4 protein-coding genes are annotated in these 13916 nt (G+C 54.6%); 3 read left to right on the top strand and 1 reads right to left on the bottom strand.

Annotation, left to right across the window (positions count from 1 at the left end; genetic code table 11):
- Positions 1–219: 219 nt before the first annotated feature.
- The 3 genes from J7M22_01775 (at position 220) to J7M22_01785 (ending at position 3532) form a co-directional block, all read left to right on the top strand.
- Complete coding sequence (locus J7M22_01775) at positions 220–921, top strand: hypothetical protein (GenBank protein ID MCD6505330.1); 702 nt, start codon at positions 220–222, stop codon at positions 919–921.
- Positions 922–980: 59 nt separating this feature from the next.
- Positions 981–1736 carry a hypothetical protein gene (locus J7M22_01780; GenBank protein ID MCD6505331.1) on the top strand — a complete coding sequence of 252 codons (756 nt, stop codon included), beginning with the start codon at positions 981–983 and terminating at the stop codon, positions 1734–1736.
- A gap of 197 nt (positions 1737–1933) precedes the next feature.
- Positions 1934–3532, top strand: a complete 1599-nt coding sequence (locus J7M22_01785) for a metallophosphoesterase family protein (GenBank protein MCD6505332.1) — start codon at positions 1934–1936, stop codon at positions 3530–3532.
- Between the two features lie 61 nt (positions 3533–3593).
- Here the strand turns inward: J7M22_01785 and J7M22_01790 are convergent, their stop codons facing one another.
- On the bottom strand, positions 3594–13676 hold the full coding sequence (locus J7M22_01790; GenBank protein ID MCD6505333.1) for a tandem-95 repeat protein: 10083 nt from the start codon (positions 13674–13676) through the stop codon (positions 3594–3596).
- Positions 13677–13916: the final 240 nt, after the last annotated feature.

A 13916-nucleotide genomic window follows, 5' to 3' on the forward strand; every position in this document is an offset into this window, starting at 1 on the left:
ACCTCCTTCTCTTTTAGTTTGGTTTGTTTTTGGGAGGTTATACCATGATTTCTGCCTCATGGCAATACCAATCTCAGACTTTTGTCAGTCAACCAGATGTGTTACACTACTAAATGACCATTACACAGAAGCGATCCGATGGGGAAAACTTAGATCTTTTGTTTCTCCCTCAGGATCTGTAGTATAATTTCTCACAAGCTTAGACTAGGGAGGAGTACGATGTTAAGGAGGATCTTGATTCTCACGACTATCTTTACCTTGAGCCTGGCGGTTTGTCTCGCTGAAGCCGCCATGCAGCTATCGGGCAATCCGGCGCCGCTAAAGGCGGGGGACAATCTGCTTGCAGCGGCGGTCTTCAACGACTCGCTCGGCTCAAGCGACCTGACTCTGATCATCCAGCTGAAGGCGGATGATCAAATTTTGATCGACGAAGGCAGTCCGTGCAAGGCGATAGAGCCGAAGCAGGATCTGCCAAGTAAGGATGATCCAACAGGATGGACGAAACCCGATTTCGACGACTCATCGTGGCAGGACGCCAAATATGGCGTCGGATACGGAGATGGAGATGATAACACCGTGATAGGAAGCAAAGCCGCCAATACCGTCTCCATCTACACCAGAGCATGGTTCACCATATCCAATCCCTCCTCCATAAACAAGCTGGAGCTGGGGGTTGACTATGACGACGCCTGCGTGATATTCATAAACGGGGTGGAGGTAGCCCGAACTGCAGGGACGGACATACCGGATAAACCTCACTGGGATTCCTGGAGCGACAAGGGGAGCGGGCAGACACACGAGGCAAGTAAGACCGATCCGCCGACATATGAGTGGTTGGAGGTTCCATTTGAGATCATCTCGGCCGTCACACCTGTTAGCAAAGCGGTCCTGACATGGGGTGCCTTGAAGGAGATGAGATAAATCAACGAACAAGGGGGCGGCCTATCGGCTGCCCCATCTGGAAAGGGGGAGATAGAGTCATGAGAAAGGTGATTTTGATTTTCATCGTTTTGATGTTCCTCACGATGGGCTGGGCTTGGGCTCGGACAGTCAAGGTGTTGGTACTGACAGGGAACGTCCATGACGTCATTTTCCCTGTCATATCGAATTTCACCAGTGTTAACGGCGACACGGTTGAGTATACGAAGACGAAGGACAGGACGTTGCCTGATCTGGAGAGTTACGACATACTGTGGATAGCGCAGGCTGAGATATGCGAGAACGCCTACTTTTTCAACAAGGAAATAGAGGATAAGATAAAGAGCTTCGTTGAGAACGGCGGCATAGTGATAAGCATAGGGCAGGACAGTGATGGTGGGAGGCCGTGTGAGTCTGGGTGGTTGCCGGTCCAGCTTTTGGGAGTGGAGAGAGGAGGAACGGAAACCTTTGAGCCGACTAAGGTGGATGAGGTTGACGGGCTCTTCGATACACCTAACAAGGTAGAACGAGCCCATTTCGATGATGCCTGGACGCAGGCGCCTAAGGATTTCATTGTGTTGGCGACGATAAACAACGGGCAGGATCTGGGCATCGGATTGCTGCCTTATGGGAGGGGATTCTATATTGTGACGAGCCTGGAGAACGAGTCCGCGTCGGAGGTTGCGACGAACACGCCGATAGTTGAGAATCTGATACACTATGCAGTGGGTTATCTTCTCCCGATGACTTTGGCCGTCGATGTGAGTGAAAAGCTGCCGGTGTTATGGGGAGGAATTAAAGGGAGGTTGATGAGATAAAAGGAAACCCTCAACCTCACAAGCGTTCAACGGAGGGCGCGGGAATCCGTGCCCTCTTTAATTTTATAGGGGCGCTCTTATTTTCGACTCTCGACCCTTGACCATCTTAACCTCAACCTAAACCTTAACCTGTTTTTGCATCCTACTACGCTCAGCGATAATATGAGCGATTTCATTTTATTGAAGGGAGGTTTTAGATGAAGAAGCAACTTGTTTTCGCCTTATCTCTTCTTCTGTTGAGCGCCATCGCCTGGGCCGCTTTTGAACCCAGAGAGGAGATCATCCCGTTTGAAAGCGAATGGACGTATTACGACTACGGAAATCCCGATGACATAACCTGGAAGCTGGGGTGGAAGACGATCAAAACACCGGTGAAAATTAAGCTTCAAGACGTGAATCGAGTAACCAGCTTCTATTTCCGAAAGCAGTTCGAGATACCCGATCCGGATGAGATCACCTCGCTGTTGATCGAAATCAGATACACCGGCGGGGTGATCGCCTATATAAACGGGATGGAGGTCCTTAGGAGAAACCTTCCTGAAAACCCCGATTACTCCGTCTTCGCCTCGCCGAGCGGATATCCCCCGTATATGACCTCCATGCACGGCGATGAGATACAGGAGACGTTCACCGGCATTTCACCCGCCGTCCTACGGGACGGGGTTAATCAGATAGCGGTTGAGATCCACCTGCCGAAGGATGAGAAGGTTAGTGAGCTCAATTTCGCCTTGAGATTGGCAGCGGGAAAGGGATTCCATATCATTAAGGGACCGTATCTGCAGAACCTGTCGAGGAACTCAGTCACTATCATGTGGGAGACAGACCTCCCCAGCACCTCGGAGGTTTACTATGGGCCGGGGTTATCGGTCAAGGACGATACACTTAAAACCATCCACGAGGTTACCCTCAACGATCTCAAGTCGAACACGTTTTATTTTTATCACGTCCTATCGCGGGTACCTAAAGATAGGAAGCTTCCAAAGGATGTGCCGCCTTATGTCCTGAGCGACGTTTACAGCTTTAAAACCGCCATCGAACCGGGAAAATCCTTCAGGTTTGTGGTCTACGGCGACAGTCGAAGCAACCCCGAGGTTCATTCCAAGCTGGCGGAGTTTATGAAAAAGGCCTCACCCGCTTTCCTGGTAAACACTGGAGACCTGGTGTCAAGCGGCCAGTATTACGGGTATTGGGCAAATCAGTTCTTCGCTCCACTTGAGCCGCTTATCTCCCACATACCGGTTTGGACGGTGATCGGAAATCATGAGAGAAGCCACGTCAACTATTTCAACTTCTTCTCCCTGCCCGGCAACGAGGCGTGGTATTCCTTCGATTACGGCGACGTCCACTTCCTGATAATAGACACCGAATTCGATTACAGCCCTGGATCGGATCAATATCGATTTATAGTCGATGACCTATCGAATTGTAAGGCGAAATGGAAGCTCGTCGCCTTCCATAAGCCCCCATATACCGCCGTCAGGAGACGTCTTCCGGGAAACATGAAGGCGCGGAAGATATTGGACCCCCTCTTCGAGAAATACGGCGTGGATATGGTTTTCTGCGGACATGATCATAACTACGTCCGATCCAAGCCTATAAACGGGGTCGTCTATGTGATAACCGGCGGCGGGGGGGCAGGGTTATATGAGGTAATGCCCGCCGAGTCCTTAGATTGGGCGGAGGTTGCCGTAACCACCCATCATCTCTGCGTGCTGGAGGTAAAGGGCGACACGCTCAGGTTGGTGGCTGTGAACGAGGACGGAAATGTTATCGATAAGTTCAGCCTCTATAAATAACCTCCGCCGTTAGACGCAAGGCGTAATGCGCATCGCGCATTACGCCTTACGCCATGCCCGTTTACTTGAGTATCACCATCTTCCGCATCTGGCGGAACTGGCCCGCCTGGATTACGTAGTAGTAGATTCCGCTTGAAATCAGCTCGCCGTTCCGATTTCTGCCGTCCCAGTAGGCCGCTTTATCCCTGGAGATATACCTTCCGGCCTTCAGCCTGCCTAGATTCAACTCCCTGATCAACCTGCCGGATATGTCGTAGATCTCGATTTTCACGTCCGACTCCTTCGACAACTCGAACGGTATCCAGGTTTCGGGGTTAAACGGGTTCGGGTAGTTCTGATAGAGGGCGTCGACGAACTTGATCTCCTTTTCAAACCTGACGGGTAGGAGTTTAACGTCGAGCGGCCTTCCGTCCTCGTCGGCGGCGGTGATATGGCTCAGCGAGATCTCAGGCGGCGCATCTGAGCTGAAGCGCACTTTCGCCACAAGGTCACCCTTCGGGGAGAGCTCACCCAGCGCCGTCGCGGTGAGATCCAACGTGCCGTTCTCGATCTTCGAAGGCATCCAGTAGGCGTTATCGCCCAAGATATCGCCGTGTTCAACCGAGATGATCCTCCCGGCTCCGGTCGAGACTTTCATCTGGAAACCATAAATCGACTCTATGGCCCGGATCTCCAGCTCGAAGATTCCCCTTTCGATCTCCCTCAAGATCGGCTTCAGCTCAATCGATCCGGCTGCGATCGCGGGCGCTCCCGCCGTTTCGGTGTACTTCTCGCCGAAGTGCTTACCCACTAAGACGAGATCGAAGATGTTCACGGTGCCGTCGTTGTTGATATCCCCTTTTAGCCCTTCACCCTTCTTTCCGAAGTTCTTGCCGACTATCACGAGGTCAAAGATGTTCACAGCGCCGTTACCATCCACATCCCAAGGTCTCAGAACAGCCTGTGCCAGCATGAAGGTGCCCAATTTATCGGTTACGACGGAGACCTTGTTGGCCTGAGTGTCAACCAATCCGGGCAGTTCCACCCATTTATCGCCTTCGAGGTGATAGACTTTAGGCGATTCGGCCGAATCCTGGATATTCTGTGGATACGGAATGGTAATCGTGACCGATTTAACCGAGTCAACGGGTTTGCCGTTCTGATCGATCGCCGTCATGCTTCTCGCCGTTCCTGCTATGGCATTGGGGAGAGCGGGAAGATCGGATTCCGACGGAGCCGTGAGGGTTACGCCGATGATGGCGAACGGATCGTCGGAGACGGACCTCTTCAGGAACCTCGCTCTTGTGCCGTCAGGCAGTTGAGCCAATCCACCGTCTATCCCTATGAGAGCGATATTCGGGACGTTGGAGAGCAGATCTTTAGCTTCGTTGCCGAGGTCATCCAAAGGTGTGACGGTATAGAAGTAGGTTTTGCCCCTCGCCGCTGTGGTATCGACCCAAGTTGTCGCGGAGACCTGCTTCAGCGGTGTCATCTTCGACACGTTCTCTATCGGCTCCGCCCCGCGGTAGACATTATACCCCGATGCATCCGGAGAGGCATCCCAGCTCAGCTCAACCTTGCCCTCAGTTGTTACGGCGAGCTTCAGATTTCCGGCGGCAGCCGTCGGAGGAGTGGTATCCAGATTCACCTTGAAGGATTTCGCGGTGGTGTTGCCGGCTACATCAGTCGCCTCGAACTCCAGATCGTTCTCCCCTTCCTTAAGCTCGACCGATAGGCTGAACGAGCCATCTTTCGCCACATCGACCGACTGGGATTGGCCGTTGACGGTCAGGTTCAGTCCCTTCAAACCGACCTCTTCGACGATGGTTCCAGCGATTCCAAGCACCTTTTCATTCGTTCTCTGTGGCAGATCGACGGATATAATGGGCGGCTGGAGGTCCAGCTTAATCTGAACGGAGCCTGAGGGAGGACTCTGGTTGCCGGCTGAATCCACAGCCAAGGCATAGAGGGTATTAATGTTCTCAGGCAGAAGGACGCCTTCGATCTTAAACTTGCCCGTTTCGGCATCTACATCGGCTGTGCCGGCCAGTACACCGTTTACCATCAGGGAGACCTTCACGGGGTTGTTCGGCCTGACATCGGCGACCTTTCCGCTCACATCTATCATGTTCTTGCCCACGACCTCGGGAAGGGCATCGAGCACGGGGGCTTTGGGCGGTTCAAGCGTGACCGTGAAGCTCCACTGGACCGTTCTGACGTTTCCTGATTTGTCCGCGACGTCCACGCCTATAGTGTTGACGCCCGCGCCGAGGGATTTTTCAAGCTGTCCCATCATGAGCGGATCGAGCATGATCGTCGGAGCACCTCCGGGGGCTTGGGCGAGCGATCGGTTCAGGAAGACCGTCACCTGACCGGTACCTCTGTTGTAGCTGGCCATCCCGGCCTGCATCAGGATGCTCACCTGGAACGGTTCGCCGTTGACGTACAGTATCAGCGATCCTTCATCTATCCCGGAGCCGGAGTCACCCGCAATGAAAGTTATGAGGGCAAGCGATGTGCTGTTGATCACCGAGCCGTCAGCCGGATAGAAACCGCTCAGAATCGGCGGTGTCTTGTCCTGTGCCGCCGTGTCCACGAAGAACGATCTCGTCGCTCTGGCCACATTGCCCACCTTATCTGCGAGCGAGAGCTCCACCATATATCCGCCGTCCTCAAGCTCCACGCTCGGAACCACCGTGATGCTGCCGTTGACGGGGTTGACGGCGGGAGGCAGGATATCCACCGTCTCGCCCGTTTCCTTCGTCATCGTGACCTGAAGGGTATTCAGATCGGCATCGTTCTGATCGAATTCGGCCGTTATAACGGGGATCTTATTCGGGATCACCTCATCGTCGCTTGCCGGATCTATCACGGCGAGATGCGGCGGTTGACTATCGACGCGGAAGCTCATCGAGAAGGTTCCCACGTTGCCTGCCGTATCGGCCGCGGAGGCTATGACGAGATATTCCCCATCCTCCAGGCCCGTCAGATCATGTTCCTCGCTCGCCGTGATATCCTCGATCACCCTATACCCCCTCTTGATCACGATCCTTGAGGCGGGATGATCGAAGTTCACTCCGCTTTCATCTTCGTATCTCACTCTCAACGTGACGTCGGGCCCGACGACCGAGCCGTCAACCGGTTGGAGGAAAGTGATCTGTGGCGATGTGGTATCGAGGTGGATCGTTGTCATGTCGGATGAGATGTTATTACCTGCGGCATCCGTCGCCTCGACCCTTATCAGGTTCGAACCTTGGGAGAGCTGACCGCTGAAATCGAATGTGGCAGGCACCGCGGAGACCAAGGCCATTCCCACGGGCGTAGAACCTATATAGGCCGTCACGCTCCCGCCGACCCCTATCCCGTCGTCCGGCTCAACTTTGACCGAGATGATCACGCTCGGATCGCCGGTGTATCTGACATCATAATCCGGGGGATCGTAAAGCGGCCTGCCATCGCTCTGCCTAACGGTGACGGTGGGAGCGGAGATGAAGGTGTCAACTGAGACCTCGAAGGCAGCGTCAGAGCGGAGGTCGTTGCCGTTGACGACGGATATCGCTATCCTGTTGACCCCATCGCTTAGAGCCGGCGAGAAGGAGAGGATGTGAGAGTCAGCATCATAGGTGTAATCGCTCAGAGGCTGGCCGTTGACCGACACGGTCATACCGGATATGCCGCTTTCCGGATCAGCCACGGTCGCTCTGATCTGCGGCGAGGAGTCGTTGATCAGCATCCCTACGGTGAACGGAACCCCATCGATCCTGATATCGGTTATCGAGGGCGGAGTGTTGTCGGAAGCGCCCGAATAGACGGCGAAGGACTCCCTCATCGACCCGGCGTTGCCCGCCACGTCAGACGCTCTCACCTCAACGATCACGGTCGAGTTGTCCTCAAACGGAACATCGGGGGTATACCTCAGCGATCCGGTCGCCTCATCATAATCGGCCGAAACCTGTGTGCCGTTGATGCTCATCGAGACGGAGTTCGGATCGATCTTGCTCAAGGCATCGCTTACAAGCACCAGGACCTCGGGCGAAAGCAGAGGCGTCAAGCTTCCCGGCTCGGGCGAGATCAACTTGATATCGGGCGGTGTCATATCTCCGATCACCTGAATCTGATCCGACATCTCGCTCACGTTGCCCAAAGCGTCCTTTGCCCTAGCAGCCAGTAAGTTCATCCCCTCGCTGATCGGCACTCCGGTGAACGTGAAGGTGCCGGAGTTGGTGTCGGCCTCAGTAGCCCCGAAGAGACGGTTGTTGACGAACAACTCCACCCTTCCTTCACCATGTCCGGTGATGGTTATGCTCTGGAGATCGGTGGGTGATGGAATCGGATTGAAAGTCGGCGGATTGGGCGGGGTGGTATCGACACTGAAGCCCCAGCTCACCGAGCTCTGGTTCCCGTTCTTATCGGCGAAGGAGATCTCCACCGTATGCGATCCGTCCGTCAGACCATTCGCCAGAGTCACAATCGCCCGTCCCCTGCTGACGTCCACGGGGTTATAGGTCACGGCGGCGGGAGTGCCGTCAAGGCTCGCCTTCAGAGAGCTTTCGTCGATACCGCTCTGAGCGTCGGTCAGGAGGGCGGATATCACGGGCATATCGGTCGCGACCATGTTCCCATCGGCCGGTTTCAAGTCGCCCGCCACGGGCGGCGTGGTATCCTCTTTAAAGACGTTGACGAGGAATTCAGCCTCGGCGGAGGAGGCGTTGCCGGCCTGATCGGTCACATCCAGCACGACGACATAGGAGCTGCCCTGCACCAGCCTGAACCCGGAGGGCGGATCGAATCGGATCGTCCGGCTTTCAGGATCATATGGCTCGGGGAATATCCTCACCTGTGCCCTTGATCCGTCCGCCCTGACCCTGTAGAGCTTTAACTCGGCGGATTTTATCCCGCTGGGATCATCGGCGTATCCGACAAGGCTCGGCGAGAGTGTTACGACAGTCGATCCGTCCGCGGGATCGAGGATGTTGGCGATGGGCGGGGTTTGATCGATTATCACCCGTACAGGTGATGAGGTCGGGCCTGCCGGCCATCTGAAAAACCAGGGTCCCCAGGCGAAAACGAAAAACGGTTCGGCGGTGACGCTGTAGATCCCCTCTCCCAGGCCGCTCAGCGTGTATCCGAACCGGCCATCACTGACCCCCGTATATCCGTTTAACGTCCCATCAACATAGATGGCAACTTGCATGGTGATAAACCCAGGCAACGGGAGAAGTCCTGGAACCGTACCGGTTATCTGCGCATCGCCGGAAGAGGGTGGAACCGGGTCAAGCGATGGAGCTAACGATCTATAGTTCTGAACGACGAACTCCGGATAGGTGAATGTGGCCGTCGTCTCCCCGTCGCTGGCCGTCACCCGGATTAAGCACTGTGCCCATGGAAGCGAGGTGGAGTCCCAGTTATACACAACGCTACTTCCCGGAGCCAGATCGTTAAAGGTCCTCGTGGTATCCGTTGGGGTTCCGGCCGACCAGCCGATAACTATCTCTACCTTCAGATCGACCAGATCGCCGTCAAAGTCATCCACCTGGAAGGTGAAGCTGAGGGTTCCACTCCCCCATCTAAATATATGTCCGTCATCAAAGGTATAGCTATTCAGACCGCTTGCTGAGATACGCACCTGTGGCGGAGAGTTCTGAACGGTCAAGGTGGCAGGTGACGTCTCATACGTGTCCGTACCATCGCTCGCTCGGCCCTTGAACGTATGATCCCCCTTGGGTAACCTCGTCGAATATGTGAACCGATTCGGATCGTTCGCATCCTGAACCATTGTGATCGGCGAGCCATCATCAATTATCAGCTCCACCTTGCTGGGCGCGTCCCCATCCGCATCTGAATAGATGGCCTCGAAGTTAAATGTATCTCTAGTCGTGCCGATGGCGGGATCAACGGATAAGCTCAATAACGGCGGCGTGTTCAATATCCCCACGCTAGCCTCCGTCATCTCCCCGGCCATGTTCAAATCATCCATAGGCGTCACCTGAACCTTCCATTCATCTCCGGACCGCGTCATCTCCGCCGGAACCGTATCATGGCCATCCAGTTCTGGCACCGCTTTGCCGTTCTTAAACCATCTGATCGTGGCCTGAGTCAGCGATGGCGATGGGTTGTTGTCGGGATCGCTCAGCCTGTATATCACCCTCAAAGCATCGCTGCCTCTCGGTGATGGGGGCTCTATCGCAACTCCGCTTAAAACCGGAGGCCGATTGACATCTTTAATCGTTATAGGAACCTGCAGTAGATCGCTCAGGTTCGGTCTATCCACCTGGTAAACCGTAAAGCTGGCGACATACTCTCTGTCTCCTATCCTGTCATCGAACTCCGTCTGCCATGTGAACAGCCCCGTTTCGGCGTTCAGATCTACAACCCCTGCTGGCACAGGCTGAGGCTGTATCCCCGCGAAATCGTATCGTATCGGATCACCCTCGGGATCTACAGCCTCAAGCTGTATCTCCAGAGTCTCCCCTTCGTTAACGCTCTGCGCACCCACCGGCTTGAAAGTGGGAGGAAGGTTGACCTGAGGGGCCTTCATGACCAACCTCACAGTGACTGAAGCCGTATCCGTGCCATCTGTAACCTCGACGCTCAGCGAGTGAACTCCCGATATCGGGTTGTTCCAGACAAACTCGTTGTTCTCATTGACGCTGTAATCGGCGCTATAACCGTCAGGCGCATTTGTGGGATCTATCTGGAGAACGGCGTTAACGGTCAGAGGGTCGTTATCCGGATCCGACGCCTCTATCGGAATCGTAACGCCTCCTTCATACTCTCCCTGCTCGAACGTCTGGTTGGACAGGGTAACGGTGGGAGGTCGGTTGACGTTATGAACCGCCACGTGGATGGAACCCGAAGTTGTATCCGTGCCATCGCTCGCCTCGATGCTGACGTCATATTCTCCCGCTTGATCGTAATTCGGCCTCCACGCCAGATATCCGTTCGGATCGAGCTCCAAGCCCTCAGGCCCGTCGACGAGGCTTACGCTCAACCTGTCACCGTCGGGATCACTGAACACGCCTTCATCCAGGATGTTATGTACCAGGCTCTCACCCTCACTAACCTCGTAGCTCGTAGCCGTGAAAACGGGCGCTCGGTTCACGTTCTCGACCACTATTCGGAAGCTGCCGCTTGTCACTCCTCCCTTGCCGTCGTTCGCTATAACCGTGGCCGTATACTCCCCCGCGTGTTCATAACTGAAGGCGAGATCCACCACCGGATCGGAGAAGGTATAGCTTCCATCCGGGAGGTCGCTGCTGAAGGTGAAGCTCAGCGGGTCTCCATCCGGATCTGATCCATACCCCAATAGATTCAAGCTTTCCCTCGCTCCCTCCTGGTAGGTCAGCACATCGGGGAGGCTCAACTGCGGCGGTCGATTGACGTCCTCCACCGATATCTCCACGTTCATACTGTCTTCCCCGCCCTTACCATCACTCACCTTGAACTCTACGGTGTAATCTCCGCTCTCGTCGAAGTTCGGCGTCCACGTGAACATTCTGCTCGTCGGGTCGAAGTTCCCTGGGCCTGAGGGTTTCTCATATGTCAGGGGGTCATTATCCGGATCTCTGGCCAATATCTCAAAGCTCAGAGTATCACCTTCCTTGACGCTTTGCGCGGCGATCTCCTGGAAAGCCGGCGGTCGGTTGACATCTCTAACTTGGAAACTCACCTCCAGCTTTGCCTCTCCTCCTCTCTGATCCGTGGCGTAGAACTTGATGGTGTAATTGCCTGCATCGGTGTAGCTCGTCCTCCATACAAACGTCTGACTGTAGGTCTTATCCCCATCATACGTCAGCGTAGCGGGTGAGAAGCTCGACCCTGAGGGCATCCCCTCGGCCCTGAAGCTCACAACATCTCCATCCATATCCATGGCGGTGACGACTATTCGTATCAGCTGCCCCTCATCATATGCGTCCAGAGCATCGGATGAAACTTGTGGAACCTGATTGACATCCCTTATCTGAAAGGTTATCAGCTTCTGTGCTTTCAGCCCTCCCGGATCAACCACTGCAAATGCCAGCACATATGTCCCCGCCTGATCCATATCGGGCGTCCATGTAAACTGTCCCGTTGATGGGTCTATGCTGGCCGGACTTATCCCCCTCAGAACCCCTGTATTGATATCCTGCATCAGGTAATATCCCTCCCATGTGAGGGGATCTCCATCGGGATCCGAAGCGGTTATCTCTAGGGTGATCGGCTGGCCTTCGTCCGATGTAACTGTGCTGGGAACGGTATCGGCTATGGAGGGAGGTCTGTTGGGTGTCGCTTCCTGCGAGACGATGAACTGAACGAGGATGGAGTCGGTCGAGTTGGGCGCCCCGCTGGTATCCTGAGCTATGAACCTGACCTTTCTGATGTTCTTCGTCGGATCGGTCATGTCGAGTTGGAATCCCGCCAAAACGCTCACCTGGAAGGTCTGAGAGTATGTGCCGTTTGAAACCGTCACATCGCCTACCGCTTGAACCGAGAAATGATCGGTGTTTTGTGGGATAGCGCGGAATGATATCTCATCGCCGTCCTGATCGGTAGCTGAAACGGTCACCTCCACCGAGGCGTCTTCGGTTACCACACCGTCATCTCCCACCGTGACGGGGATAGGTGTATCCTCTATCTCCGCCAGGGAGGGCTTGTGATTGGCGTTTTGGATCTGCAGGGCAAATACCTTCTGTGTCTGAGCCTCGCCATCGGTGACCGTAACGGTGATTTGGACGGTCAATCCCTCGGCCTCTACCGACGGCAGAGTCCATGTTATCTGGCCGGTTGATGGATCTATCTGAGGCTGATCGCCGGTGTAATCCGTCTCTATGGAGAAGGTGAGGGGATCACCATCCGGATCGGTCGCCGAAACGGTATAGGAGAACTCCTCCCCTTCCTTGCCGGTTTGGTCGGGGATAGCTGCGATCTGAGGAGGGGAATTGACGATCGTAACGGAGGCCTGGCTCGGACCGCTTTCGGCTTCGCCATCTGAGGCGGTTATGACCAGTATCCAGGTCTCGCCTTTGGATGTGGCGAATGCCGGCACGCTTCTTTGATCGCGATAGGCGGTCTGCTCGTTTCCCGGCGAGGTATCCCCCTTAAACCACCTGCGAACGTAGTGGATGGGATCGCCATCGGAATCCCTCGATCCGAGGGCTGAATCCTCCGGTCCAATCAGGTCATCGGTTGTCTTAGGCTGGGCAGGAGTGATCGAAAAGGAGGCCGGCTGAGTTGGCGGGGAGTTGAGGATCCGTATATGATTGCTTTCACCTTCAGTACTTTTGCCGCTTTCATCGGTGACGGAGACCTTAAGATAGATCTCATCTCCCTTTTTGAAGATGCCGGAGAGCGTATTCCCCGTCTGGCCTGATATCGGGGAACCGTTCTTGAACCACGTATATTTCTTGATCAGATTTTCCGGTGGGGTGGTGTCATCGGTGGCTTCCAGGATAACCCCTATAGTGCTGGTGACGAAGGCATCGGCTCCGACGGCGACGTGGCCTTCGATCACGGGGCCTATCTGCAGGGCTTGGATCTCAGGTGGTAGACTCGGTCGCGAGATGGTAGTCGTCTTTTCGAAATCCACGGAATAGGAAGCCGTATACTTGATCTTCTCCCCCGCCTTTATGTTTCTGGCTGAGACGAGGCTGACGGGAACGGTGGGGGCCAGATCGCCTATGCTGCTCAAGCTGAAATCGCCTTCCACATCGGCATCTAGGTTCGAAGCCTTTGCGCTTATGTGAAGTTCATATGTTCCCGCGCTTGATGCGGTGAAACTCCAACTGAAACTCACTTCGCCCTCAACGAAGCTCCCTCCAAGGAAAGGTGAATCCGGCGTTGCCCTGGAGTGGAAGGTCTCGTTTACGGTGTAGTCCCCCGGAGATGGGATCTGGAGCTGGTAGGATTTATCGATCGTTATGCCGTTGAAGGTCTCATCCATCGAGAACACGACCTTCCCGGAGGCGTTCACCACCTTTATCTCGGCCTGCGTGGTGATCAGGAAGTTAAAGTTGAAAGGGAAACCCTGTGGAATGGCAAATGGAGCCATGAACTGGGATGCTCCTGAGGCTGAGATCGTCGTCTGCTGGGAATCAATTGCCGCCAGGGCGGGAAAAATTGAACCGCTAAGGGCCCATAGAATAAAGGCCCATAGGGGTAAGATCCTCTTTAACTTCTGGAACTTCATTCACTTCCTCCTTTTTGCTTGTTCGATCTAGGTCATCACCTCAAAGTTTATTAGCATGTTTCATGCCAGATCTCAGGGGGGCGATCTCCATTATGAACCCGACGGACAAAGTATATTATACCAGCGTGAAAAGGGCAAGTCAATAACGATCTCAGACTGATCTACCCCCAGTTTTATCCCCCCCTTTCAATAGCTCAGAGGAGATAAGGAGCTCCTTATCTCCTCTGAGCTATTGAAAGG

The sequence above is a fragment of the Candidatus Poribacteria bacterium genome (genome assembly GCA_021162805.1).
In the GTDB taxonomy this organism is placed as follows: domain Bacteria; phylum Poribacteria; class WGA-4E; order B28-G17; family B28-G17; genus JAGGXZ01.